Source organism: Uruburuella suis, from assembly GCF_004341385.1.
GTDB lineage: Bacteria > Pseudomonadota > Gammaproteobacteria > Burkholderiales > Neisseriaceae > Neisseria > Neisseria suis.
The window spans coordinates 69,161-95,168 of sequence record NZ_SLXE01000008.1 but is presented as its reverse complement, the minus strand read 5'-3'; the positions used below and the strand labels follow the sequence as shown (position 1 = coordinate 95,168).

General features: G+C 47.9%; 20 protein-coding genes. 1 reads left to right on the top strand and 19 read right to left on the bottom strand.

The features are described 5' to 3' along the window. Positions 1–360 precede the first annotated feature (360 nt). From EV680_RS12175 to EV680_RS04370, 19 genes are all read right to left on the bottom strand, one after another. Positions 361–486 (bottom strand): hypothetical protein, encoded by a 126-nt coding sequence (locus EV680_RS12175; protein WP_279387852.1) that lies wholly within the window; start codon positions 484–486, stop codon positions 361–363. A gap of 3 nt (positions 487–489) precedes the next feature. After that, on the bottom strand, positions 490–1,053 hold the full coding sequence (locus EV680_RS04455; RefSeq protein ID WP_207894288.1) for an alpha/beta hydrolase: 564 nt from the start codon (positions 1,051–1,053) through the stop codon (positions 490–492). Between the two features lie 331 nt (positions 1,054–1,384). After that, positions 1,385–1,810: a hypothetical protein gene (locus tag EV680_RS04450; RefSeq protein ID WP_132953537.1), complete on the bottom strand. Its 426-nt coding sequence runs from the start codon at positions 1,808–1,810 to the stop codon at positions 1,385–1,387. Positions 1,811–1,967: 157 nt separating this feature from the next. Beyond that, positions 1,968–2,822, bottom strand: coding sequence for a hypothetical protein (locus EV680_RS04445; protein WP_132953536.1), 855 nt, complete (start codon positions 2,820–2,822; stop codon positions 1,968–1,970). Next, the gene (gene pyrI / locus EV680_RS04440) at positions 2,822–3,280 is read right to left on the bottom strand and encodes an aspartate carbamoyltransferase regulatory subunit (RefSeq protein WP_132953535.1); all 459 of its coding nucleotides are present in this window, start codon (positions 3,278–3,280) and stop codon (positions 2,822–2,824) included. Before pyrI ends, EV680_RS04445 begins: the two co-directional genes overlap by 1 nt. 10 nt (positions 3,281–3,290) lie before the next feature. Beyond that, the gene (pyrB, locus tag EV680_RS04435) at positions 3,291–4,211 is read right to left on the bottom strand and encodes an aspartate carbamoyltransferase (protein ID WP_132953534.1); all 921 of its coding nucleotides are present in this window, start codon (positions 4,209–4,211) and stop codon (positions 3,291–3,293) included. A 377-nt stretch (positions 4,212–4,588) separates the two neighbouring features. Continuing rightward, complete coding sequence (gene ygiD, locus EV680_RS04430) at positions 4,589–5,401, bottom strand: 4,5-DOPA-extradiol-dioxygenase (protein ID WP_132953533.1); 813 nt, start codon at positions 5,399–5,401, stop codon at positions 4,589–4,591. Between the two features lie 525 nt (positions 5,402–5,926). Then, positions 5,927–7,054 (bottom strand): molecular chaperone DnaJ, encoded by a 1,128-nt coding sequence (gene dnaJ / locus EV680_RS04425; RefSeq protein WP_132953532.1) that lies wholly within the window; start codon positions 7,052–7,054, stop codon positions 5,927–5,929. Positions 7,055–7,363: 309 nt separating this feature from the next. Continuing rightward, the gene (locus tag EV680_RS04420; RefSeq protein WP_132953531.1) at positions 7,364–8,785 is read right to left on the bottom strand and encodes a tetratricopeptide repeat protein; all 1,422 of its coding nucleotides are present in this window, start codon (positions 8,783–8,785) and stop codon (positions 7,364–7,366) included. Positions 8,786–9,012: 227 nt separating this feature from the next. Continuing rightward, entirely contained in the window at positions 9,013–10,290 is a 1,278-nt protein-coding gene (locus EV680_RS04415) for a capsule biosynthesis protein (RefSeq protein ID WP_132953530.1), read from the bottom strand. Positions 10,291–10,338: 48 nt separating this feature from the next. Next, entirely contained in the window at positions 10,339–12,339 is a 2,001-nt protein-coding gene (locus EV680_RS04410; protein WP_132953529.1) for a capsular polysaccharide biosynthesis protein, read from the bottom strand. 301 nt (positions 12,340–12,640) lie between these two features. After that, positions 12,641–13,657: a UDP-glucose 4-epimerase GalE gene (gene galE / locus EV680_RS04405; protein ID WP_132953528.1), complete on the bottom strand. Its 1,017-nt coding sequence runs from the start codon at positions 13,655–13,657 to the stop codon at positions 12,641–12,643. Positions 13,658–13,775: 118 nt separating this feature from the next. Further along, the gene (gene kdsA, locus EV680_RS04400) at positions 13,776–14,612 is read right to left on the bottom strand and encodes a 3-deoxy-8-phosphooctulonate synthase (RefSeq protein ID WP_207894286.1); all 837 of its coding nucleotides are present in this window, start codon (positions 14,610–14,612) and stop codon (positions 13,776–13,778) included. 225 nt (positions 14,613–14,837) lie between these two features. Beyond that, a complete protein-coding gene (locus EV680_RS04395) occupies positions 14,838–16,307 on the bottom strand; it encodes a glycosyltransferase family 2 protein (RefSeq protein ID WP_132953526.1) in 1,470 nt (489 codons plus the stop codon). Positions 16,308–16,518: 211 nt separating this feature from the next. Further along, positions 16,519–17,688: a nucleotide sugar dehydrogenase gene (locus tag EV680_RS04390; RefSeq protein WP_132953525.1), complete on the bottom strand. Its 1,170-nt coding sequence runs from the start codon at positions 17,686–17,688 to the stop codon at positions 16,519–16,521. Between the two features lie 4 nt (positions 17,689–17,692). Beyond that, positions 17,693–18,448 (bottom strand): hypothetical protein, encoded by a 756-nt coding sequence (locus EV680_RS04385; protein WP_132953524.1) that lies wholly within the window; start codon positions 18,446–18,448, stop codon positions 17,693–17,695. Then, positions 18,445–20,640 (bottom strand): glycosyltransferase, encoded by a 2,196-nt coding sequence (locus EV680_RS04380; protein ID WP_132953523.1) that lies wholly within the window; start codon positions 20,638–20,640, stop codon positions 18,445–18,447. The genes EV680_RS04385 and EV680_RS04380 overlap by 4 nt, the downstream gene beginning before the upstream one ends. A 25-nt stretch (positions 20,641–20,665) precedes the next feature. Next, a complete protein-coding gene (locus EV680_RS04375) occupies positions 20,666–22,339 on the bottom strand; it encodes a class I SAM-dependent methyltransferase (RefSeq protein ID WP_132953522.1) in 1,674 nt (557 codons plus the stop codon). Between the two features lie 204 nt (positions 22,340–22,543). After that, complete coding sequence (locus EV680_RS04370; protein ID WP_132953521.1) at positions 22,544–24,265, bottom strand: hypothetical protein; 1,722 nt, start codon at positions 24,263–24,265, stop codon at positions 22,544–22,546. A 461-nt stretch (positions 24,266–24,726) separates the two neighbouring features. Between EV680_RS04370 and EV680_RS04365 the strand changes: the two genes are divergently transcribed. After that, the gene (locus EV680_RS04365; RefSeq protein ID WP_132953520.1) at positions 24,727–25,863 is read left to right on the top strand and encodes a polysaccharide biosynthesis/export family protein; all 1,137 of its coding nucleotides are present in this window, start codon (positions 24,727–24,729) and stop codon (positions 25,861–25,863) included. Positions 25,864–26,008 lie beyond the last annotated feature (145 nt).

Genomic DNA, 26,008 nt, shown 5'->3' with positions numbered 1-26,008 from the left:
ATAAGTATGTTTTGTTTGGCGACAAAAATTTTAACTTATCTGCCTTTCTTTTATCTGATTATTTTTATGACAAGTAATTGTCAGGACGCCCTAGTACGACTAGGCGAGCCAACGCAGTTAGGTTATTTTTTTCGAATGGGTATAACGCCGCAAAACACGGCATTCCACTATAGATATCAGTTGCACCCGCGCAGACGGGGGCCCAGCAGGCGTAGGTACGATTAGCTTTGTTAAAACAAAACGTAATCGTACGCATGACTAGGCTTCTGCCTGCGCAGGCGCGACAAAAAAGGCGTTTGCATACAAACAGGCCGTCTGAAAGGTTTCAGACGGCCTGTTTACATGCAAACGCTTATGGGTTTATGCGCTCACTGCGTTGGCGGCTTCCACAATAAACGCGGCTACTTCTTGCGGGCGCGAAGCCAGAGAAGCGTGGCTGGCATCGAGGGTGATGGTTTTGCGCGGGTTCATGCGTGCGGCCATCATTTTTTAGTTTTCCGGGTTCAGCATGCGATCGCCAGAGGAAATTTGATACCAGTTGGGCTTCACTTTCCAAGCCGGTGCGGTAACGTTGTCGCCGAAAGTGCCGCCCACGGGCGCTTTTTGGGTAACGGCCATCACATAAGCTTCTTCTTCGCTCAAATCTTGGCAGAAGCTTTGGTGGTATTTGTCTTGCGCCACCCACAAAAAGCCGTCGCTGTCGGGCTGGATGTTGGCAAAAGCTTCAGGCGGGTTGGCCTGGCTGATGGCGCCGGCGCTCTCGCCTGCATCGGGTGCGAAGGCGGCGATGAATACCAGCGCGCCCACATTGGGCAAATCACCCATTTCGGTGATCACTTTGCCGCCGTATGAGTGGCCGACCAACACCACGGGGCCGTCAATCTGCTTCACCATTTTGCGGGTGCGCTCGGCATCGTCTGCCAGCGAAGTGAGCGGGTTTTCTACTGCGTGGATGTTGTCGAAGCCTTGTTCGCGCAAAAGCGGAATCACTTTTGCCCAATGCGCCGCGCCGCCCCAAAAGCCGTGTACCAAAACGATTGCAGGTTTGCTCATAATGTTTCCTTCATTAAGTGGATGGGTTGGAATGTCTTACTTGCTGTTGCATCATGATTGATACCGATATGCTGCCTTGGTTTCCAAGCTTGGAGAATCGGGCAAATATTGTATTGATCATGCGGCCGATTATACAGCGCGTTTGTGGGAAAACAATCTGTTTGCAGCGGCTTTTCTTGAATTATTTAATGGCTTTAATTGATTCATGTTTAACATTAAATATGAAATAAAAAGCGGGTTAACACCATTTTTTGCGTTTGAAAACAGGCCGTCTGAATGTTTTCAGACGGCCTGTTTGAATGAGTTGGATGGGCGCTCGTTGGTGCGGTTATCAATGCACGGCAAAAGGCAAAAAAGAAATATCCATCACATAAGCTTTGGGGTTGGCCCAATCCACGGTTACTTTGATGCTGTTGCCCAGATAAGGCGCGGGATCTTCGCCCATGGGCGGGCTCACGAATTGCTGCATTTTGCCGTTTTGAGGATTAGGCGCCACGGCGATGATTTCATAGCGGTCGACAATGGTGTCGCTGCGTTTTTGGTTCCAATGGCGCACTTCCTGCACGGCGGCCTGAATTTCCACGCCTTGGCGCACGGCTTGTTGCTGGCCTTGGTATTTCGGCCACAAAATAAAGTAAAACACTGCGCCCAGCGCCAGCGTCATCAGCCAAGTGATGGGATTGGGCACGAAAATGCTCACCAGCAGCAAAATAATGAAAAACACGGCGGCGATGATGAGGGTGGTGATAGAGAGCATATTGGTTCCTTATACAAGACAGCTTTCATACCGATTCGAAAAAATAACCTAACTGCGTTGGCTCGCCTAGCCGTACTAGGTGTACTGTCTTCGGCTCGCCGCCTTGTTATCTTATTTTTTCGAATCGGCATCAGACGGCCTGCTATCTGCGCATAGCCTAATACAATAATTTTTTACGCGGTTTGCGTGCGGGTGCGTGCGCGGCAGGCCGCAGCGCGCCCAGCGCGGAAATATCCAGCACGCTTTCGGTGGCGCAGAGATTGCCGAAACAATCTTGATATTCGGCGCTGATTTTAATGATGCCATTAAACGGCGCAGGCGCAAAACGCGCGGCCAAAATATCGAAATCGGTAAACACGCCGCCGTAGGTTTCGCCGGCGGCCAAAATATCGAGGCCGCCTGCCACGGCGCTTAAAGATTGCAGGCTGGCCACCACGGCTTCGGCTGCCGGCGTGGCAGCCACCGGCTCGGCGCTCAGGCGCACGGCATGGGCGCTGCCTTTACCGTGATTAGAGAGCGCCAATTCGATTAAGTGCGGTTGGTCGGCTGCGGGGCGCAACACCGCATGCAGCACCGGCCGCACATGCTCTTGCTGCAAGGTTTCCAAATAGCGGCTGGTTTGCGCACGGTGTTGCAGCGAGAGGCGGGCGAAAAAATACGCCAGTGGAACCAGCGCAAGCGCCGCCACGGCCGTGAGGGTGGCGGCGAGGTTTTGCAGATAATCGCGCGGGTTGAACCACAAAAATGCGCTTAAAAAGCCGGCGAAAAAAAGCACGATATATAAAATGGGGGTAAACCATTGTTGTAGGCGCGTGTGCATAAGATAAGGCCGTCTGAAAACGTGGGCGGGCTGCATGGCTTGAGCATAACATATTTTTAGGGCAGGTTTTTTGCAGATAAGCGATGCCTGCGCAGGCGCGATGGAAAGGGCGTTTTGAAAAAGCTTCAGGCCGTCTGAACCATATTGTTCAGACGGCCTGAAGCTTTTGCCATGCTTGCTGAGCGGGTGCATCAGGCTTCGGTAACGGCATCGCGCGAGAAGGTTTTTTCGCAATAATGGCATTTCAATTTGGTTTGCCCCTGATGGCGGCGCACATAAAAGCGGCTGGTTACCGGCTCGCCGCGGCTGGCGCAGTTGGCGTTGGGGCAGCGCAGCACTTCGCTGATGGTGTCGGGCAGCTCGAGCTGCATTTTTTGCACCACTTGGAAATCTTCAATCACGTTTACCGTGGCTTCGGGCGCAAACAAGGCCAGGCGGTTGGCGGCTTTTTCATCAAGGTGCACGCCGGAGATTTTGATGATGTCTTTGCTGCCGTGGCTTTTGCTGGGCAGGTTGAAGCCCACGGTCACGGCGCTGCCGTAATGCAAAAGCTTGAATTGGCGCAAAATCGCCAGCCCGCGGCCGGCGGGAATATGATCGATAACGGTGCCGTGCTGAATGGCTTCCACGCTGTATTGCTTTTGGGTCATGTGTGGCTCCTTACACTTCTTCATTCAAAACCAGCGATAAAATCGCCTGGCGCGCATACACGCCGTTGGCCGCCTGCTGGAAATAATAGGCAAAAGGCGTGGCATCCACATCGGGGTGGATTTCATCCACGCGCGGCAAGGGGTGCAAAATGCGCAGGTTTGCTTGGGCCTTGGCGAGCATGGCGGCATCGAGGTTGAATTTGCCTTGGATTTTGGCGAATTCCTGCTCGTCGAAGCGCTCGCGCTGCACGCGCGTCATGTAGAGAATGTCGGCCCATTCCACCGCATCTTCGAGCGTGGGCAGAATCTGATAAGCGCAACCGGCTTCTTCCAGCTCTTCGGTGATGTAGTCGGGCATGGCCAAAGTGGGCGGCGACACAAAGGCAAATTCGCAGCCCCAGCGCTTTAAAGCCTGCGCCAGCGAATGCACGGTGCGGCCGTATTTCAAATCGCCGCACATGGCGATTTTGAGGCCGGAAAGTGAGCCTTGCGTTTCGTAAATGGTCACCAAATCGAGCAGGGTTTGGCTGGGGTGTTGGTTGGTGCCGTCGCCGGCATTGATCACGGGCACTTCGGAAAATTCGGCCAGCACGCGTGCAGCGCCGTCTTTATGGTGGCGCTGGATGATGGCATCGGTGTAGCTGGAAATAATGCGCGCGGTGTCGGCCAGCGTTTCGCCTTTTTTGGCGCTGGTGTTGGCACCGTCGGCAAAGCCGATTACCTTGCCGCCCAAGCGCTGCACGGCGGTTTCGAAGGAGAGGCGTGTGCGCGTGGAAGGCTCGAAAAAGCATGAGCCGATAAGCTTGCCTTTGAGCAAATCGCCACGCGGCTCGGCTTTGAGCTTGAGGGCGGTGTGCAGCACAAGCTCGAGCTGCTCGGTGGAGAGATCGGCAATGGAAATCACATGTTGCCGGTAGAGCGGGTTGGGCATGGCATATCCTTTTCGGTTTCCGTAAAAAAGCCCGTTTGCACGGGCTTTTTTTAATGATTGGGGGCAACGGCAAAGCCGCTGCGGCGGGCAGCGCGGGCAATCGGGCAAGCAGATGCGGCATTCATGGCGGCGTGCGGGTGTGGATAAACAGGGCGATTATCGCATAAATCAAAGGCCGTCTGAAAGAAAAGCTTCAGACGGCCAAGAAAGCTGTGGGGCGAATGCCGGTATCCTACCTTGCTTTAAGCCCCGAAAAACCTTGCGCTGCACACCGGTGTCGGATTCGAAAATTTAACCTGCGCGCCTGCGCATGGCAGTTGAGGCGATTGAAAAGCAAAGGCCGTCTGAAAGGTTTCAGACGGCCTTTGGGTCGGGCTTTAAGCGGCCAGCCGCTCATCGCCCACCAGCACCGAAGTCATGCTCAGCGATTTGCCCACGATTTCATCGGTGAGCAGCGTGAGCGCTTCGTCGTCGGATTTTGCGCCGATTACATAAAGCAGCGGCCACCAATGCTCGGGTGTGGGCGCAGCCAGGCGCAGCTCCTCGGGATAAGCATTATCGTTGGTGAGCGCGGCGTTGTTGCCGCTTTGCAGCCAATGGTTCACCAGCTTGCGGGCGGTTTGCGCCCAATCGTAAGCGCCATCGGTGGTGTCGGGGTGGCGCCAATCCATCAGGCGCAGGTTGTGCACGATATTGCCGCTGCCGACAATCAAAATGCCTTGCTCGCGCAATGCAGCAAGCTTGCGGCCGAGGGCGAAATGCTCGTGGGCATTCAGATCGGCGTTGAGGCTCAGCTGCACCACCGGAATATCGGCATCGGGAAACAAATGGCACAGCACGCTCCAAGTGCCGTGGTCCAGCCCCCAGTCCAAATCGGCGCTCACTTCGGCCTCACCCAGCAGGGCGCGGATTTCGGCGGCCACTTCGGGGCTGCCGGGCGCGGGATATTGCGCATCAAACAAGGCTTGCGGAAAGCCGCCGAAATCGTGGATGGTACGCGGTTTTTCCATGGCGGTCACGGCGCTGCCGCGCGTTACCCAATGCGCCGACACGGCCAAAATGGCGCGGATTTTGCCGCCATAATGCGCACGCAGCGCATTGCCCAGCCGCTGCCAGCTTTCGGAATAAACGGTGTGCTCAATCGCGTTCATCGGGTTGCCGTGGCCGAGAAACAATACGGGTAGTTTCATGAGGTTGCTCCTGTGTGGATTTTGTTGATGAACACAGTATAAAGTTTTCAGACGGCCCGATAAAGCCGGGTTTTGTTGATGATTTGTTTCTTGTGGGGAAACGTTTTTGATAATAGTGAAATCACAGAAAAACGGACACAAAGAATACAAATCCCAAACTGCGTGTAGGGTGTGGCGCAGCCGCGTACTCGGTTTAAACGGTTTCTGCTTACGTGGCCGCACCACTGTTTTGCTCAAGCTAAAACCAAAGCGGCACATCTGCCAAGATGCGCCGCTTCGATTGGATGGTGCAGGCCGTCTGAAACTTAAGGAGGCCCTGATACCAATCAAAAAAAAATAACCTAACTTCGTTGTCTCGCCTTGCCGTACTATCTGTACTGTTTGCAGCTCGCCGCCTTGTTAGCTTACTTTTTTGAATGGGTATAAATCATTCATGATGACGGCTTTTACCGCCCTTTTTTACGCCATGCCGCGTTGGGATTTTGAAGAAATAGAACCACTATTCCCTCGAAATTCCGCTTTACTTTAATCGAAAATATCGCGCACTTTGTCGAAAAACGATTTTTGACGCGGCGTTTGCGAGCGGTCGAGGCCGGTGGAAATTTTGTCGAATTCTTCCAGCAGCTCTTTTTGGCGCTCGGTGAGGTTGATGGGCGTTTCCACCACCACATGGCAATAAAGATCGCCCACCGCGCTGGAGCGTAGCGATTTGATGCCTTTGCCTTTCACGCGCATGCGCCGGCCGGTTTGGGTTTCCGAGGGAATGCTGAGCTTCACTTTGCCATCAAGCGTGGGCACTTCCACATCGCCGCCCAGTGCGGCGGTGGCGAAGCTCACGGGCAATTCGCAATGCAGATCTAGGCCGTTGCGCTCGAATGTTTTGTGTGCTTTTACCTGCACCACCACATATAAATCGCCTGCGGGCGCACCATGCTGGCCGGGCTCGCCCTCGCCGGAGAGGCGGATGCGTTGGCCGTCGTCGATGCCGGCGGGGATATTCACTTCCACCGTTTTGCTGGTTTTCACGCGGCCTTCGCCACGGCATTTGATGCAGGGCTCTTTGATTTCCTTGCCGCTGCCGTGGCAGGTGGGGCAGGTTTGCTGCATTTGGAAAATGGCTTGGCGCACATGGATGGTGCCCGAGCCGTGGCAGGTGGAGCAGGTGCTGGCCGAAGTGCCGGGCTTGGCGCCGGAGCCGTGGCAAACATCGCATTCTTCATAAGTGGGCACGCTGATGCGCTTTTTGATGCCTTTGGCGGCTTCTTCCAGGCTGATTTCCACCCCGTATTGCAAGTCGGCACCTTGATAGCTTTGCGCGCGACCACCGCCGGCACCGCCAAACATTTGGCTGAAAATATCACCGAAATCAAAGCCTTGTGCGCCGCTGAATCCACCAAACCCACCAAAGCCGCCGGCGCCCATATTGGGGTCGACACCGGCGTGGCCGTATTGGTCGTAAGCGGTTTTTTTCTCGCGATCGGAAAGAATGGCGTAAGCGTATTGCACTTCTTTGAATTTTTCTTCCGCCGCTTTATCGCCCGGATTGCGGTCGGGATGGTATTTCATCGCCAGCTTGCGGTAGGCTTTTTTAATTTCATCATCGCTGGCGCTGCGGGCCACGCCCAGCGTTTCGTAAAAGTCTTTGTTGCTCATAGGAATTTGCTTGTGTGGAATTTATTGAGATTGCAGCCGAAAATATGGGCGTACGCGCGAAACTCAAGGGGCGGGAGGATATTTTTGTCGGCAGCCATTCATCGAATGTTGGCGTGCGGATATCCAAACCTGCGCATCATTGATACAGAGATACGCAGAAAAATAGACAAAAAAGTTTCAGACGGCCTTTTTTGATAGCATACAAATAGATAAATCATGATTGATTGCATGGCATGCAAAGGCCGTCTGAAAACTTTTCAGACGGCCTCTTCTTTAATTCTGAATCAATATTGGTCGAACAATACCGACTCATACCGCCTGCCATTGCTGCAGCAGCTGCTGCAAGGCTTCTGGCTGCTCATGGCCGCCATCAATGGCGTTTTGCAGCCATCGGCAGGCGGCGGCTGCATCGCGTGGCACGCCCTCGCCGTGGTAATGCAGGCAGGCGAGATTATATTGGGCAACCGTGTCGCCCTGCTTTGCGGCGGCTTCAAACCAATGGGCGGCTTGGGCAGAATCGGCGGCCATGCCTTGGCCGTTGTAATACATCATGCCCAAATTGGTTTGGGCTTTGCCGTGGCCGTGGCCGGCAGCTTCGAGATAAAGGCGCGCCGCCTCGGCATAATCTTGCACCTGCCCGAGGCCGTAGTGGCAGGCAAAGGCACGTTGGTAAATGTGCTCGGCCGCTTGGCGCTGCAAGGCGGCTTGTTTGAGCCGGCCATAGTCGGCGCTGTGGCCGAGCGCACCGGCGGCCAGCAGCTTTTGGTAGGCGGCCATATCGCCTTGGTCGGCGGCGCGGCGGTAATAAACGGCGGCCATGTCGGCATCGGCGGCCACGCTCAAGCCGTAGCGGTAAATATCGCCGAGCAGGCGCAGGGCTTTGGCGTGGTTGCGGCGGGCGGCTTGTTCGGCAAGTTGGCGGGCTTTTGCCGGATTGCGCTCGATATGTTTGCCAAACAGGTACATTTCGGCCAAAGCGGCTTGGGCATCACTATCTTGCAGCTCAGAGGCCGTCTGAAACCAGTGGAGCGCCTGCTCGGGCGCAGCCTCAAGGCCGTGGCCGCCTTGCAGCAAAAGCTCGGCCAAGGCTGTTTGGGCGCTCACCAAGCCTTGCTCGGCGGCATGGCGGAAATGAAAAGCAGCTTGGGCATAATCACGCGCCACCGCTTGACCGTGGCGGTATTGGTTGCCCAATTGCCAATGCGCGGCCGCAAAGCCTTGCGCCGCCGCCTGCCGATAAAGCGCATGTGCGGCCTGCACATCTGGCTCGGCCGCTTGCTGGTAAAACTGCGCCAGATAATATTGAGCATAAGGGTGGCCATGCTCAGCCGCCCGCTTGGCCCATGCGATGGCTTGAGGCTGCCCATGATTGGCATAATATTGCAGCAAACGAATTTGGGCAGGCAGAAAATCTTGCTCTGCCAACCGAATATAGCCGGGCAGCAAAGGCTCGGCCGGCGCGCCATCGCTTTCTTGCCACTGCAAAAGATTATAGTGGGCAAAAGGATGCTGCGCCGAGGCCGCTTGCTGCAACCAATGCCGCGCGGCCTCAAGGTCGGCCTCGGTGCCTTGACCGTGGAAATAGCAGCCGGCCAGCTGAAAAGCAGCTTCGGCATGGCCTGCCGCTGCGGCTTGATGCAGCAGCGGCAGGGCGGCGGAGTGATCGGGCGGCGTGGCAATCAGTAAACTGTGCGCTTGTTGATAAAAGGTATTGGCAGATTGGTGGGTCATAATGATGCCGTCTGAAAAATGATGCCGTTGTTGTATAACCGACCCCAAAATAATCTGAAACGTTGTTTCTCCTTGCTGCATTATCTGTGTTGCCTGCAGCTTGTTTCTTTATCATCTTAAATTTTGGATTGGATAGTACTGTGCATCAGAATGGTGAGTAATGTTTTTGTTTAGATAAATATTTTTTAATCCCGTTTAAAGCCATATTGGTTTTATTGAAATATTGATTATTTCATATTGTTTGTTTTATCGGGGGCGGTTTTCTGCTTTGGAAAATCGGGAAAATTAACCCTGCTGTAGAAGCTGCCGTTAATTTGCGTAACGTTGACGTGATACATGCGGTAGGCACGGAATAATTGGGCATCGGGCGGTGAGGGGCTTGCCCAAAAATCAGCCAAGCTGCCTTGAAAAGTAAGGCCGGGGATGTCGTAATGGGCACGCCCGATCACCTTTACCGGCATGTTGTGAATCAACGCAGAGAGTCCGCTGGTGCTGTTGAGCGTGACCATGCCGATGCCATGGCGCAGAAATACCGGCATTGGCACATCATGCACATAAAATACCCGCCCTTTGAGCTTGGGGTGTTTTTTTATGAAATGGGCAATATCTTTTTTGTAATCGATAAAGCCTCGATCCATCGGATGGTGTTTGACAATTAAATTTATATGCTCAGGCGCATGAGTGGCAAATGAGGTGAGAATATGGAGCATAAAATTGCGCACCGATGAAAAATCGCTGTGTATGCGGATTTGGCTGTCGTTAAATACCTGTAGCGGTAAAATAAAGAATTTGCCATATTTGCCGTTTTCCACCTGTTTGGCGAAATTACGGTCTTCCAGCACATAATTTGCCCGTTTCAGCCCTGAAAGTATCCATAATTTCAAATAATGCTTCAAGCCGAAAATACGGTGGTGGATATAGTGCGGATATTGTCTGTTTGTGAAATTGGCCGCAGTATAATAACGTATTGCCGCTTTAGCCATAGGTAAAAAGCCATCAGGCACTCTTGGGGGGTGTTGGTATTTTTTTTGCATGAGTGCCGGATAGGCATCGGTAAAAAAAGCACCGTTGCGCGGAATAGGGGAATAAGCGTTTACGCCGCTTTTTTCCAATGTAATGAAATGCGGACGGAAATAACCTTCTTCGAAAGCCCAAAAACTGACATTATCAAGACTGGCGGCCAGTTTTTTAGCCAAAATATGATAAGGGCGGGTGTCACCAAAGCACACGATGGCTTGAATATGGTGTTCTTTGATAAATTGAACTAAAAATTCCGGAAATGCCTGATAGGTATCACGATAGGAAAATGTGTTTCGGGTTTCGGATGGATAAAAGGCTTCATCACCGCCATTGAAATTCAGTTTGAAAACGGTTTTGTGATGCGTGTGGGTCAGCCACTCCGCGAAATCGTAAAAAAAAGAGCCAATCGGCCCCTGTAATAACAAAATGCGGTTATTGACAGAAACCAATTCTTCGAGATGGCTTTTGATTCTTGGTTGTTCCATAGGTTATAAATAATTTTTTAGTGGCTTTTGTTACTGTAACATTTTAGTTTATTTAAACAACAAATAAAGCTGCTTCAACTCACCAATACGCTGTCTGAACCAGTTGTGGCTCAACATATTGTTGTTTTTTAACGACTGTTTTTGCTGTTTTACGGTGATAATGGTTGTGTGTGCATCTGTTATGCTGCGAGTGGCGGGGTGTATATAGGCCGGATAGTGAATTAAAGTACCGGCTATCAGCTCCCATAACGCCAGCTTGCGGTTGCGGCGCTGAAGAGCTAGGTAATCCTGAGTCAGCCCCCAGCCGGCGTAAAAAGGTAAGCCATAGCAATACACGGTTTTGCCGCGCAGCAGGGCTTCAAAGCCGGTGAGCGAGGTCATGGTGTGCACTTCATCAACATGCTGCAGGCAGCTGAGAATATCGGCTTTAGTGATAACATCATCGGCATATCGGACAGCATCTGAGGTGTTGATATGGCCGATGCGGTTGCCGGTCACCACATCAGGGTGCGGCTTGTAGAGAATATAAGCATCAGGATTGAGTTGGCGCACTGTTTGCAGCAAATCCAGATTTTTATAGATTTTCGGCGAGCCGTAACGGATAGATGCATCATCTTCCACTTGGCCGGGCACAAGTAGAATTTTTTTATCGGTAGCCGGCCGATTGAATGCTTTGTGGCCTACATTGTATTTTGTGATGGCGCCTTCCGTAAGCATAGTTTGTAGTGATGAGGCTGTTTGGAAGTCTTGTTCATTAAAAAGCTGATTCTGCAAAATATGCTCTAGGCGGGAGGGCATTTCGGCATTGAAATAAATGCCCATATCATCAATCACCAATGAGAGCGGCGGCACCAAATTGCTGCCCAGCCCCACAGAGCGGATAAAGCCGTCTTCCATACGCAGCAACGGGAGTGCGCGACTGTGGGCAAAATCAATCAGATCATCATGGCCGCGGCTCCACACCAACAGACGTGCATCAGGCGGCAAAGCCGTTTTTTGCAATTTTTTTAGCGATGGCACAAAGTGCAGACGGCATGAGGGCACTTTGAAAAAAGGCTTCATCACCGCACGCTTCCATATTGACATGCCCACACAATACAAATCCCCACGTAGCTTTTCATTCAGGCGGCGGGCGGCGGCCAAATAATCGATCACATCAAACAGCGTGCCGGCCTCGCCGGTGTTGGGATTGATATAGCGGCTATATTGCAGATAAGCGGCGGCAAAAAGCTGCGTGAGCGTGCGCGGCGCGCGGCGGCTTTGTGCGTCCAGCGCGGCAATATCGGCATGGCGGTCATCGCTCACGCCCCAGCCGGCATACCAAGGCAAGCCAAACGTGGCCACCGGCTTGCCGCATAAAAGCGCCTCGAAGCCCATTTGCGAGGTAACGCAATAAACTTTATCCACTTGCAGCAGCAGCGAAATCGGGTTGATGTCTTGCGCCAAAAGCCGCACATTTTCAGCATTTGAAGAAAGATGGCCAAGATAGCCGCGCTTTTTACCGCTCAGCACGTCCGGATGGGTTTTCACCCAAATTTCCGCATCGGGATTTTCTTGCAAGGCCGTCTGAAACATATTTTCAAACGTGGCCGCATCCGCGCCGCCGCATTGCACCGCCATATCGCCAAAGGTTTGATCAATCACCAACACCCGTTTTTTTTCAGACGGCCTGCTTATCAGACTGTCCCCGCTTACTGCCTGCGGGGATGACGTTTCTGAAAAATCAGGCGCATGATTGTATTTAGACAAACGGTTTGCCACAATCAGCCCGATGGCCTTTTGCGCCTCAGCCAAAGTTTCAGACGGCATATTATCTGCAGCTAAAAGCAATTGCTCCAAGCGTGAAGGGCGGGAAGTGTCGTAATAAATACCGAGATCATCATGCACCATCGAAAAGGGCGGCCAACCCGCCACACCCAAACCGAGCGACCGCAAAAAGCCATCTTCTAATGCAATATAAGGCAACTCGCGCTGCGTCGCATAAGCACGCGCTTTGCGGGCAGACGAGCGCAAACCCCAGCCCATCACCACATCCGGCCGGGCAGGCATCAAGAAGCCCGCTTTTTGCAAATGGCATTCAGGCAGAAAAGCGGCAAGATGGGGAATATTCCAAATGCCGCGGGAGAAAATAAGGGCGTTGTGCACGAGAGGTAAAATTTATCGATAAACGGTAATGTTATTTTAACATGCAATTTATCGGGAAATGAGAAAATCATTGAAGAAATAAATGGCCGTCTGAAAGGCTCAGACGGCCTGATGATTTAATGTTGTTTGATTTTTGAAAATTAAAATGAATATTTTGTTCGGTGTAAAATTTAATTGTTTGAAATAGCTTGGTATGTATTTGAAATTAATCAGTATAGCCATCAGGATTTTGACTTTGCCAGCGCCATGCATCTACCATCATTTGATGTAAATCGTGCTGTGCCTGCCAGCCGGTTTGCTGATGGGTAAACGAAGGGTCGGCAAAACAAGTGGCAATATCGCCCGGCCTGCGTGATTTGATTTGATAAGGAACACTTAAGCCCGAAGCTTGTTCAAATGCTTTAATCATATCTAATACGGAATAGCCATTGCCGGTGCCTAAATTAAACGTGTGCACGCCCGATAGGCAGCTTTTTGCCTGCATGGCCTTTAGATGGCCGTTGGCCAAATCTACAACGTGAATATAATCACGCACACCCGTACCGTCAGGCGTGGGATAATCATCACCAAATATCGACAGATAAGGCAGCTTGCCCGAGGCAACCTGACAAATATATGGCAAAAGATTATTGGGAATGCCGTTGGGATGCTCGCCAATCAAGCCGCTTTTATGGGCGCCAACCGGATTGAAATAGCGCAGTAATATAACGCTCCAGCGTGGATCGGCTTTTTGAATGTCGGCCAAAATGCGCTCAACCATATATTTGGATGTGCCGTATGGATTGGTGGTGCCGCCAACCGGCATGTTTTCCGTAATCGGCATGCGCTCAGGGTCGCCATAAACGGTGGCTGATGAGCTAAATACAATATTAAACACACCTGCCGCAGCCATTTCTTCAGCTAAAATCAAGCTGCCGACTACATTATTGTCATAATATTTAACGGGTAGCTGAGTGCTTTCGCCTACAGCTTTCAAGCCCGCAAAATGCATTACTGTATCAATCGGGTGAGAAGCAAATATTTTTTTCAATAATGAGCGGTCACGGATGTCACCCTTATAAAAAGCAACATCTTTCTCCAAAATATGGTGCAGGCGCGGCAGAATATTTAATGAGGAGTTGCATAAATTATCAAGAATAACCACATCATAATCTGCCTGCATCAGCTCAATCACAGTATGAGAGCCGATAAACCCCGTGCCGCCAGTAACCAAAATAGCCATAATAAATAGTTAAATAATATTACGAAAAGTTAATTATAACTTAAATTTCGATTAGCTCGCATATTATATAGGCCGTCTGAAAGAATTTCAGACGGCCTATATGGTTGAGATTAAAAATTTATTTGATTTCTAAAGGTGAAAAAGATTTCACCACATCATCCACCGCTTTTACGCGCACCAAGAAATCTTCCAGCTTATCCAGCGGCAAAGCGCTGGGGCCATCGCAGCGGGCTTTATCCGGATTGGGATGCGCTTCTAAAAACAAACCGGCCAAGCGGGTGGCCATCCCGGCCAGCGCCAAATCGAGCACTTGCTCGCGCCGCCCGCCCGAAGCCGAGGCGCCGGAAGCGCGCTGTTGCAAAGAATGGGTTACATCAAAAATAATCGGCAAATCGCCGCAACTTTTTTTCATCACTCCGAAGCCCAGCATATCCACCACCAAATTATCGTAGCCGAAGCTGGAGCCACGCTCGCATAAAATCAGCTGCTCATTGCCTGCTTCTTTAAATTTTTCCACGATATTGCCCATTTGCGACGGGCTTAAAAATTGCGGCTTTTTGATATTGATCACGCGCCCCGTTTTGGCCATCGCCACCACTAAATCGGTTTGGCGCGCCAAAAATGCCGGCAGCTGCAACACATCACACACTTCCGCCACCGGCTCGCATTGATAAGGCTCGTGCACATCAGTGATCACCGGCACGTTGAATTCTTTTTTCACCGCAGCAAAAATCTTCATTCCCTCTTCCAGCCCTACGCCGCGATAAGAATGGATGGAAGAGCGGTTGGCCTTATCAAAAGAAGCCTTGAACACATAAGGAATGCCGAGCTTATCGGTAACTTCAACGTATTTTTCGCAGGCAAAAAGCGTGGAATCCAAGTTTTCCAGCACGTTTAAGCCGCCGAAGAGGGTAAAGGGGGCGCTATTGGAGAGAGAGAAATGGCTGAGTTTCATATTTACATTTAATCCTTTGATTTTTATCATTCTGTCTTAGGGTCTGTTTACATTTCATCACGCGGCAATCTTTTGGCTCAAAAACGCGCCTGCTGCGTTGAAAATGCTCGCAAGGTGTTCAACCTTGCTGTGCTTTTCGTCTTGCAAGCACGCTTTTGCCCTCAAAATCTTACTCGCGGATGAATTGTGAACAGATTCTAGAAAGGCAGCTCGATAGCGATACATTTAGGCCGATTTAAGTGCTTTTATATAATCTGAGCAAATTTGAATTTTCTCAGCCCGAACCATCAAATTATGTGGCACGGGAAATGGGCGGCTGCCTTGGCCGTCTGAAGCAATCAACGGCGCTTTGCCGCTATTCAGGCAAGCAATGTGCCATGAGCGCCAAGCTTCCCAATAAGCCAAGCGGGCGGGCGAAACCCCATTCGAGTCATAACCGGTTTCAGGTGCCGTCATTAAGGAGTCTGCCCGATGTGCACCAAATGTTAATGGCTTTTTGATTTGAATGGAAGCTTTTGCACCAAACACCCACTTGAGCCGTTCGGCAAATTCACTGTCGGCACCTGTTCGCACCCAATCCCACACGCCTGTTTCGGCCAGTACGATTTTTTTGCGGAATAAAGGCGATGCGGGGTTTAGCCGCATCAACGGGTGCACCGGGCGTGCATAATACATACCGTTGTCTTCCACCCTCACCCATTGCGAAGTGGTGTATATCAAGCTTGGGTTGGCCAATAAAGGTTGAATTTGATATTCGATTTTGCGCGGGTGCGCCCAATCATCAGAATCATGGCAGGTAATAAACTCACCGCCTGCAAGCTTGAGCCCCATATTTTTGGCTGTGAATGTGCCGACATTGACCGGCAGCTTGATATAGCGCAGCCGGCCGTCTTGGCTTGCCATGCTTTGAACGATATTTTCAGTGTCATCATCACCGGCATCGTCAACCACGATAATTTCGATGTTGCGGTAGGTTTGCTGCAATAAAGAATCCAGCGCATAGCCGATGCGCTCGGCACTTCGGAAAGCAGTGACCAAAATGCTGACTAAAGGCCCATCAGTGGCAGCAGATTCTATGTGGCAGCTTAAATTGCCCGCGCCAAATGGCAGTGAAGCATCTTTTAAGCTTAATTGATCCAAGCCATAAGCTTCCATAAATTGATTGGCATAATTAAGCTGTTTTTGGGGAGAGGAAGAGGCAGCATTTGCCATTAATAGAGAAAGTTCGGGCTTATGCTTTATCCAATCGGTGTGCATCACCGGATTTAAAAGCGCATGTGCTTCCATTTTTCTATCTAAGCGCAATAATAAAGCGGCATGCAACGCCGGCGGTTTATTATTCACTTTCTCCAGCACTGAAAGCGCCAGCGAGGGGGAAAAAGGAGCTAAAGAATCGGCCAATGCAATTTTCTGCTTGCGGCCGAACAGCGGCGTTTTGATAAGCTTCAACACAATTCGTCGGGCCTTTTTATGTTGGCCGCAAGCAGCAAGCGACACCGTATAAGCCAGCCAAATTTTCCAGCTTCGGCCTTGATAGGGCTGAGCCGCCGCAGATTGATACATACCGAGGCGGTAATAAACATAGCCTGGCCAGCCGGACTTGCCGCCTGTTCGGCGCATATAAGCCGCCACCAGCAAAAATTTATTTTTCTTGATTTGCCGTTTGCGTTGCACACGTTTTAAGAAAGAAAGCACAATACGGCTCCTAAGGAATAGTTTACTTGATTGCTGATTTTCCGGCCAACCGGCTCAGGCTGCATGAACATAATGGATGCCGGAAAACGATAGAAAAGCTTGGGCAGGGCGAATGCTTAATGCATGAAAATAAAGAGGGTTTTAAGGTGATTAAATTTATCGGCATAGAATAAAAGCAGACCATGCGGCCTGCTTTTACCTTTTGGTTTAATCAAGCATCAGAGCCGGATAGATCCCTGCTGTATACTTTATTCAAAACATCTTCCAAATCTTCAGTAACCCGGTTTGCCACAATCACATCGGAAACCTGTTTGAAATCGGCCAAATTGTTAATCACTTTAGAATGAAAAAATTCAGCTTCGTGCAGCACGGGCTCATACACCACCACCTCAATGCCTTTGGCTTTCAATCGCTTCATAATGCCTTGAATCGAGGAAGCGCGGAAATTATCCGAGCCGGCTTTCATAATCAGGCGATAAATGCCTACTGTGGTCGGATTGCGCTTTAAAATATCTTCAGCAATAAAATCTTTGCGGGTGCGGTTGGCTTCCACAATCGCATGAATCATATTTTGTGGCACATCTTGATAATTGGCCAGCAATTGCTTGGTGTCTTTCGGCAGACAATAGCCGCCATAGCCAAAGCTCGGATTATTATAATGGCTGCCGATGCGCGGATCGAGGCACACGCCATCGATAATCTGGCGGGCATCCAAACCATGCGCTGCGGCATAAGTATCCAGCTCATTAAAATACGCCACCCGCATGGCCAGATAGGTGTTGGCAAAGAGCTTGATGGCTTCGGCTTCAGTGTTATCAGTGAGCAACACCTCCACATCTTGTTTTAAAGCAGCCGATTTCAGCAAATCAGCAAACTGCTGCGCCCGCGCAGAGCGCTCGCCCACAATAATCCGGCTCGGGTAAAGATTATCGTACAGCGCCTTGCCTTCACGCAGAAATTCGGGGGAGAAAATAATATTTTCCGTGCCCAAATCCTGCTTTAAGCGCTCGGTAAACCCCACCGGCACCGTGGACTTGATAATCATCACTGCATCAGGATTAATGGCCATCACATCCCGCGCCACCGCTTCAACCGATTGGGTGTTGAAGTAATTACTTTGCGGATCGTAATCCGTGGGCGTGGCGATAACCACAAAATCAGCTTGGCTATAAGCCGATTTTTTATCTAAAGTGGCTTGAAAATTTAAAGGCTTATTGGCCAAAAAATCTTCGATTTCCGCATCGATAATCGGAGATTGGCGTTTATTCAACAAAGCCACTTTGGCTGCGTCAATATCTAAAGCGGTTACTTGGTTATGCTGCGCCAACAGCATGGCGTTTGACAGGCCGACATAGCCTGTTCCTGCGATGGTAATGTTCATTTTATCAGTCTTTGAAATTTGCTAACTCAATAAGTTCATCAATAAAGATATATAAGCCATCCCATGGTAGATGATGGATATCAACTGTACCATTGTCTAGGACTCTAAAACCAAACTGATCTACGAGATGTGTTTGGTCATACCATATCAATGTCGTTGTATTAATTTGTTTTAGAGCTTGTTGCAAACTAGTATTAGTTTTCAAACGTAATTTATTAGGATTACTACTATTGACTAGGTGACCAAAAATTATAGCTTTTTTTTCATTTTCTAATAAAATCTCATCTATGGATATTAGATTATCAATTAGAAGGTCAGTATCCTCATAATCCAAGACATTTAACGCAGGCATATATTTTTGATAATAACCATCTTTCCATATATCAGCATAACTAACATCTTGATAATAATTTGGATTCCCTTGAATATGTAAATTATTCAGTTTGTAAGAGCGATGCGCTGATATTTCAATAAAAAGAGTATCTGCATTTTCAAATTGCTGTCTAATTCGATCAACTGAAGCACAAAAATTATCTGTCCATAAATCTAAATCAAATTTATTGCATTCAACTTGATCTTTTCTAAAAAACAACTTAGCTTGTTCTGCAGTAAGAGTAATATCTCCTGTAATAATTTTCAGACAGTCTAAGATTTGAGAAGTTGAATGAAAGTATCCCATCCTAGGAAACTCTACTAAAGTTTCGTCAATAAGTGTTAAAGGCTCATGCAACCTTGAAGTTCCTATTGGAAAAATTTTCATTTATCATCCTTGCTTTTAATTAATTTCAGTAAAATTTGAACATTACCAATCGAGTAACAATTATTTAAATATTCCATAAACATTTTTTTGTCGTGAATATATCTAAAAACTTCATTCCAATGAAGTTCAAAAATTTTCTTTTGAGTACTTTCATCATATTGCTTTATCACATAATCAAATTCAGATAAGAATTTATTTTTTAAATTTAAAATATCAATATTAAATATTTTATTACTTACATCAGATGGTTCTGGGTTTAATCTTACACCAGAAAATTGTACTGTTTCAATTTCATATTGTTCAAAAAAACGAAGATTAAGTTCAATATCTTGGTGCCTGCGATAGCTTTCATCGAAACCATTAAGCGCCATCAGTGCCTCATATTTATATGTTGCTGTATTTGTATGCAGATAGTGTTTTTTATATTCGAGTAATAATAGCTCTTTAGACAAATTGCCTTTTTGATATCTATTCTTATCATCTTCCGGAGAGTTCCAGCCTAAAAAACCACAATATACAGCGCCAATTTTTTGTTGGGTGTTTTTAAGCTTGTTTATCGATTTTGATAATCTATCAGGCAGATAAATATCATCATCATCTAAAAAAGTTATATATTCACCCGTGCAATTCAATAGGCCGGTATTACGCGCAGCCGCACCATTTCGGTTGGCAGAGTGTGAAATATAGCGAATAATTTCATTTGGATGCGATTCTTTTATTTTGTTTATTATGTCTTCTGTAATCAAATTGAATTCGGAATCTTTTCCATTGTCACTGATAATGATAATTTCTTTGTCAGTATAATCTTGAGTCAATACCGAGAGTAAAGCATTTTCTAAGTTTTTAGGGCGTTTATATGTGGGTATGATTACAGATACGCGGCCTTTAATTTGTTTGGAATTGGTAATCGTAACTTCATTGAATCCTTCTATTTCGATATTATTTCCATTTAATTTATTATCTACATATTTAATTAAATCATTTTCTGTCAATATATAGTCAGAATCTAGTTGGATTGCAAAGTCTGTGCTACCTATTTCTATATGATTGGGTATGTTTGTAAGGTTGTTTACTTGGTTTTCTAGAATCTCTTTATTGTGAAGTGGCCGTAGACCATCTTCGCTATAATAGAAAAATTTGATAGTAAACAAACTTTGAGCGTCATTTCTTGAAGTGAATGATGCGAAGTATTTTAAATTTTGTTTAGAGCTGATTAATATCGATATTACTGGTTTAGGAAGAGGATAGGGGAACTCTTCTAGGGGCCATCGCATTTTTTTGCTATGTGCTATTTGACACCTTCCTCCACGGATTGAGCTTGTGCCCACGTCCGGAATGATAATATTTGGATAGCAAACGAAACATTCTTCTAAGTGATTTTCGTATATTTCACCCATCGGCAAATGATCAAAAGGGCCATCGTAGGCTGACTCGGCTTCAATCAACTCATCGTAGACACTAGAATCTATACCAATCGCAAATGAGCCACAGGTATCTAGACGACGAGGTAAATAGAAGCCTTTTTTTAGCGAACTTTCATTATCTACGCTGTCCCAATTATATTGCGAGGCTCCAAGTTGTATAATTTTCCAATTTTCTTTAATAGCCGATATAAATTGGTGAAACTTACTCATAAAATTTGGATGCAGTAGAATGTCATCTTCTAAGATCAGTATTCTTTTATAGCCTTGTGCTTTCGCGTTTTGTAGAATTTTCAGGTAAGTATTTATATATCCAATTGCACCGGCCGACTCAATAAAACGCTTCCCTCTTTTAATTTCTAATTCATTAAATTCAGTATATCTATTAAGCTTACCTAGATTTTTTTGATATTCATCAAAAAATTTAATACCTTCGGCTGTATAGCCATTTACTGCTTCAAATAATGTATAGTTAATGTTATTGTTTTTAAGGTGAAACGAAGCAGTAATTCGACGATTTACTTCTTTTTTCAGGTTAACTAGATATATGCAATCAAAATAACCATCAAAAAAATCTTTATTTATTTGTTTTTGGTTTTGAATATCTTGCAATGAGGAAATATGTGGAAGGTTTAATTTTTTCTTACAAAGTAAAATATTTGCTTCAACTATATGTCTGCCATAAATATCTGCAGCTAGTTCATAATGTTTAAGCGCATCGGCATAATTTCCCTCTTTGTAGAAAAGAGTCGCTTTCATTAAATGATTCATATGAGTAAAAATCCTTTATTATTTATTATGATAGATTGAAAAAAGAAATACCTTTTTCGCTGTGGATAGTTTTTTGATAAACTTCTTTTTCTATATCTAGCAAGAGATGCCATTGCTCTATTATTTCTTTTTCTTCCGGCCTTGCGGCATCATCTAAAATAATATCAATCTGATGCGCTGCCAAATGTTTAAATAACAATGGCACAGCCGGATAGCGGGCGTTTTTGCAGGTGTTGCCGGGCGGGCCATCTACCAACACCAATATTTTGGCTTGTTTGCCGTTTAGCGTTTGAGCAAGCTGCTGCAATTTGGCTTCGCAGTCATAGTATAAAAAGGTTTGTTTGTTTTCTTGCCACTCAATCAGCGGGGCGTGCACCAAATCAACATATTTCCCCATTTGGTTTATCTTCAACAGCTCCTGGGTTTGGCGGTAGTAATCTGCATGATGATCGAATGACACAATTTTTTGCGGCAGCAAATCGCTCATCAGCTTTTCATGATGCTGTGCGGCGGCAAGTTTGGCAAACAGCAGGGTGGAAGTGCCGCTGCCGAATTCGATTATTAAATCATATTGCTTACGACGCATTTGGTTGATGATAAACAGGCCGATATCGGGGCTGATAGGCCAGCCGTGAAATCCGGAAAGCAGGCTGCCGGTATTGAAATAGTTGTGTATGGCAATATAGGCTTCCAATTGAGCCACTGCATTACCGGTGCTTTGCTGTATGGTTTGGCGCAGGTTTTTTTCGGCATGATCAATTTTTTGGCTGTAAGCCGGATTGATTGCTTCAGACGGCCTGTTTGATGCAGTTTTCTCGATATGTTGCAGCCATTGCTGTTGTTGTTTGGCTAATTCTTGGTTTTGGCTTTCCATCGCGGCAGCAATATGTGCGCTCTGCTCAAGCAGAGCATCCAGCTTGTCGAGCTTTTTTTTGTGGAGCAGGCTGTGCTCTTGCTCTTTTTGCAGGCAGCTTTCTTTTGCATCTAAAGTTTGCTGCAATTGGGCGATTTGCCGGATAAGCTTGGCTTCGTTGGCTTGTTGCTTTTGGTTTTTTTCATCAGCTTCTTGCAATTGCTGCTGAGCCTGTTGCAGTTGTTTGGTTAGCTTGGTGTTGTGTTGTTTGGTTTGTTTGTGTTTTTGCTTGCTTTTGTGTTTTTGCTGTTTATGGGCTTGGACTAAATCTGCATAGCACGCTGCATGATTTTTGACGAACAAGGCATATACGATATGGTTGTGGCGGCCGGGCTCTGTTGCGATGAGGGTAAAGGCATGCTGCGTCAGTTGCTGTGTTAGGTTGGCTAAATCGGCTTCCGGCAGGCTGTCAATGTCGTGGCTGGCTCTGGCAATGATAATATTCACATGCTGTAAAACGCTTTCTGCTTTCTGCAGCAGTGATTGGGCCGCGAAGCAGTTGATAAACAGCCAATCTGGGTGCAGGGCATTTTGATATGTGAAATCTTCCAATGATAAGGCGGCACGGGTTTGTTGCTGCACGGTTTCAATATTCGGCCAAATGCCGGCCAGCTTATTCGGCTGCAATAAGCCGCTTTCACTGCTCAAGCTGGCAGTGAAAAAAGTGGTATCGCCTGTGCTCTCTGCAATAAGATCGTGATAAGCATGCCAATTGGTTTGGTTTTCGGCGGCTTTGAGCAGGGCGGGATAGGCTTCTGTGTCTGCTTCAATTAATGTGGTTTGCATCGCGGGCTGTTGCTTCAACCATTCAACCCATTCGCCATCTCCTCGGCCAGCGCCGATAAGCAAGGCTTGCTTGCTGGGGAGTAAAAGGGATAAGTGTGCTAGCCATTGTGTTAATTCAGGGTAGCTGTGCATTGGGTTGCTCTTTCATTGTGATGGTGTTTCAGACGGCCTGCTGTTTACCTGTATGGCCGTCTGAAAGTGGTGTTATTTTTTTCTGAATTCTTTCACGGTTTTGTTTATGGCCCATGGCAGGGTAAACCAGCGCAAGGGATTACGGCTGTGCTTCAGCAGGGTTTGCCCAAGTTGGTAGGATAAATGCTTGTGCATTTTTTCTGCTTCGCTTGCATCGTGGTATAGGCTTACCGGCGGCAGATCTGCTGTGTTTTGTTGGGGCTTTCTGCTTTCTTTTATCAAGGCAGCCGGCATGCTGATCCAGCCGCCGAGGCTTTTACCATTTTGAATCATGGTGGCACCCAAGCGGTAATCCAATTGATTGCGCACGCGCTCGGCTGCACCATAATATTCTGGGCGTGCGGTGAGGCGTTTATTTTCTAGAAACAGCCGCTCCAGCTCTTCCTGCACATGGTGCAGCTGCTCAAGCAATAATTGGTTGTCTTTTTCTTGCTCGCTCTGGCTTGCTTTGTTATCTTGTTCAAGGCGGTTTTTTTCTTTTTCCAGCTTGGTTTTTTCGCTTGCTAAAGTTGCTTTGATTTTTTCAAGATCAGTTTTTTCTTTTTCCAGATTTAATTTGGCCGTTTCTAATTTTTTAATGGCTTCGCCGTCTGCCTTTTGGGCTTGATTCAGCTCATCGGATTTTTTCAACAGTTGCTGTTTTTCTTGTTCGAGCCGGTTGATTTTTTGGTGCGTTTCGGTTGTTTTTTGTTGATATTCTGTTGCTAACTTGTTTTTGTCCTGTAAGGTGGAATTTAGCTGGGCTTCAGTTTGTTTATGGTTTAAATGAGCCCGTTCGAATTCTTCTTGAGTGAGGTGTAATTGTTGCAATAGCAATTCATTTTCGTTTGAATATTCTTTTAAATCATTTTCTTGTTTTTTTAGTTGTTGGTGTTGTTGCATCATGGCCTGCCATGCCATTGATGCGGCATGATAATCGGCTTGCGTATGGCTGGCGGCATGTAATGGCAGGTTGGCAACGGCTTGCAACTCTTCATATAGCTGGATAGCTTCTTGATTGGTGTTGATGATGAAATCTGCCAAAAAGCCGGCTAAGTGGTTTTGTTCGTTGTGTAGGCTCGGCAGGATATGCTCGAATGACGAATCAATGTCATGATTAAGCTTGATGGTTGCTTGCTCTTTGGATGCGTCGGCCGTTGGTTCGTGGTTTGGAAGGTCGCGCCAAGGGGCTTCAATATGCAGCTGTATTTGCTGTACATAGCTGCCGACAGATGATTTTGCTTGTTGGCTGTGCATCAATAGGCAGCGATCTTGGTTGCGTAAATAAAAATGCAGCAATGATTCGTTATAGCTGATCCATTCTTGCAGCTTTTGCTCGATTGAGTTGCTATCGCTTGCTTCTTGGCTGTTGAGTAAAATGCTGTGGGGGCGATCGTATATCAGTGCAAAATGCATGGAATCATCCATGTCCCGCCAGTAGTTAAGCAAGGAAATGGCTTTTGAGTCGGCCCATCCCCATAAGCTTTGATCGATGTTGCCTAAAAACAAATCCATGGCCAATCCATGCCAAACCGTACCCACAGGCAGCTGACGGTTGGCAATTTTATCGCCGAGCAATAAGGCTTTTGCGCCGGGAGCTTCTTGATGGGCTTTTAATAGGGCGGCGTCAATTTCAAGAGGAGACATTCGCTCTCTTTTAGAGGGCAAAGCTTGTTCCATGCCGCTTGCGTGGAGCAGGTGCTCTATGGTTTGATAGCCGGAGTTGGGGTGCCCCACAATAAGAATTTTTGCCACGGTGTTTAAAGCCTTGTGTTGGTTTTGAGTTTTGAAAAAGATTGTTTTGCGCTGGAAAGGTTTGTGCCGAAAGTAATTGTTGCATATTTTAGCATCATACTTTGTGTATGATAAGTCCTTACAGGCAAGAATAGCTAGATAGTTTATAATTACTTCACTTTATTTGATTGACTTCAAACGACCGCTGAATTCATAAGTGAAACTGTGTTGGTGAAGTAATGAAATTAGAGTTAAATTGCAAATTAGATTACAATAACCGGCAAATCATTTGCGATGCTGATAGTATATTTCTTCGGCAGGCGGTGCGGAATTAAGCTGTATCGGTAAAGATAATGCCTTGTCGATAAACAGTTATATTGGTTTTTAAGTGTGTTTTATTTTATACATCGAGTCATATGAATAATACGGAAATAAGCAGAAATGCTTTGTTTGCCATGGGTGGCCGTGTCGCCGCTGGGTTAATGGTCGTTGTTTTATTTTCTGCCTGTGGCGGCCTGCCCACATCCGGCCCCAGTGGCAATAAAGTGGTGGCTTTGGGCGAGCAGCAGGCCACTGTGGCTGTGCCTGAGGTGGAGCTTATCGATTTGGATGAAGGCGTTGCCCGCAAGCTTTATCAGCGCAAAAGCAATCAGTCGTTTGCCCAGTTTGGCGAAGGGCGGGCTTCTGTGGGCGCGGTAAATGTAGGGGATGTGCTGGATATTACCATTTGGGAAGCGCCGCCGGCGGTGTTGTTTGGCGGTTCGTTAACGTCTAGCGGCTCGGGCAGTGCGCAATTAACCAAGCTGCCGGAGCAGATGGTGAGCGAGCGCGGCACGGTGTCGATTCCGTTTGTGGGTGATGTGCAAGTGAGCGGTAAAACGCCGGGGCAGATTCAGGAAATCATTAAAGGCCGTCTGAAAAGAATGGCCAATCAGCCGCAGGTGATGGTGCGCATGGTGCAGAATAATGCGGCCAATGTGTCGGTGGTGCGCGCGGGCAACAGCGTGCGCCTGCCGCTTACGGCAGCGGGCGAACGCGTGCTGGATGCGGTGGCAGCGGTGGGTGGCTCGGTGGCCAATGTGCAGGATACAACGGTGCAGCTCACGCGCGGCAATGAGGTGAAGCAGGTAGCGCTTGAAGATTTGGTGTCCAGCCCGCACCAGAATATTGTGTTGCGTAAAAACGACGTTGTTACCATTATCACCAACCCTTATAGCTTCACAGCCATGGGGGCGGTGGGTCGCACCCAGCAAGTGGGCTTCTCGGTAAAAGGCTTGTCGCTGGCGGAGGCAGTGGGGCGCATGGGCGGCCTGCAAGACCGCCGCTCCGATGCGCGCGGGGTGTTTGTGTTCCGCTATGAGCTTTTGGCCGACTTGCCGCAGCAGGATAAGGGCGCTTGGCTGGCCAAAGGCTATGCTTATGATGCGGAGATCCCGGTGGTGTATCGAATCAATCTTGCCGATGCCAATTCTTTATTTTGGTTGCAGCGCTTTCCGGTGAAAAATAAAGATGTGGTGTATGTGTCAAATGCGCCGCTGGCTGAAGTGCAGAAATTCTTGCAATTTGTGTTCTCGCCGGTGCTTACCGGTGTGAATAATATTGATAGCATTGTGAATTGATACTTGCTGGATAGGCCGTCTGAAAGTGTGAAGAAGCATTTTTCGGCTTATCATTTTTTAATAGCATAAATGGATTGCAGAAAATGTCTGAGCAAAAACCGGTAGCGGCCTCAGCCGCGCAGCAGGCTGAGGCCGCAGCGAAACA

What these genes read in the sequence shown, in the direction of transcription:
- EV680_RS12175 (WP_279387852.1), bottom strand. Translation starts at nt 486, where the DNA reads ATGATGGCCGCACGCATGAACCCGCGCAAAACCATCACCCTCGATGCC.
- EV680_RS04455 (WP_207894288.1), bottom strand. Translation starts at nt 1,053, where the DNA reads ATGAGCAAACCTGCAATCGTTTTGGTACACGGCTTTTGGGGCGGCGCG.
- EV680_RS04450 (WP_132953537.1), bottom strand. Translation starts at nt 1,810, where the DNA reads ATGCTCTCTATCACCACCCTCATCATCGCCGCCGTGTTTTTCATTATT.
- EV680_RS04445 (WP_132953536.1), bottom strand. Translation starts at nt 2,822, where the DNA reads ATGCACCCGCTCAGCAAGCATGGCAAAAGCTTCAGGCCGTCTGAACAA.
- pyrI (WP_132953535.1), bottom strand. Translation starts at nt 3,280, where the DNA reads ATGACCCAAAAGCAATACAGCGTGGAAGCCATTCAGCACGGCACCGTT.
- pyrB (WP_132953534.1), bottom strand. Translation starts at nt 4,211, where the DNA reads ATGCCCAACCCGCTCTACCGGCAACATGTGATTTCCATTGCCGATCTC.
- ygiD (WP_132953533.1), bottom strand. Translation starts at nt 5,401, where the DNA reads ATGAAACTACCCGTATTGTTTCTCGGCCACGGCAACCCGATGAACGCG.
- dnaJ (WP_132953532.1), bottom strand. Translation starts at nt 7,054, where the DNA reads ATGAGCAACAAAGACTTTTACGAAACGCTGGGCGTGGCCCGCAGCGCC.
- EV680_RS04420 (WP_132953531.1), bottom strand. Translation starts at nt 8,785, where the DNA reads ATGACCCACCAATCTGCCAATACCTTTTATCAACAAGCGCACAGTTTA.
- EV680_RS04415 (WP_132953530.1), bottom strand. Translation starts at nt 10,290, where the DNA reads ATGGAACAACCAAGAATCAAAAGCCATCTCGAAGAATTGGTTTCTGTC.
- EV680_RS04410 (WP_132953529.1), bottom strand. Translation starts at nt 12,339, where the DNA reads ATGCCTGCCCGGCCGGATGTGGTGATGGGCTGGGGTTTGCGCTCGTCT.
- galE (WP_132953528.1), bottom strand. Translation starts at nt 13,657, where the DNA reads ATGGCTATTTTGGTTACTGGCGGCACGGGGTTTATCGGCTCTCATACT.
- kdsA (WP_207894286.1), bottom strand. Translation starts at nt 14,612, where the DNA reads ATGAAACTCAGCCATTTCTCTCTCTCCAATAGCGCCCCCTTTACCCTC.
- EV680_RS04390 (WP_132953525.1), bottom strand. Translation starts at nt 17,688, where the DNA reads ATGAACATTACCATCGCAGGAACAGGCTATGTCGGCCTGTCAAACGCC.
- EV680_RS04385 (WP_132953524.1), bottom strand. Translation starts at nt 18,448, where the DNA reads ATGAAAATTTTTCCAATAGGAACTTCAAGGTTGCATGAGCCTTTAACA.
- EV680_RS04380 (WP_132953523.1), bottom strand. Translation starts at nt 20,640, where the DNA reads ATGAATCATTTAATGAAAGCGACTCTTTTCTACAAAGAGGGAAATTAT.
- EV680_RS04375 (WP_132953522.1), bottom strand. Translation starts at nt 22,339, where the DNA reads ATGCAAACCACATTAATTGAAGCAGACACAGAAGCCTATCCCGCCCTG.
- EV680_RS04365 (WP_132953520.1), top strand. Translation starts at nt 24,727, where the DNA reads ATGGTCGTTGTTTTATTTTCTGCCTGTGGCGGCCTGCCCACATCCGGC.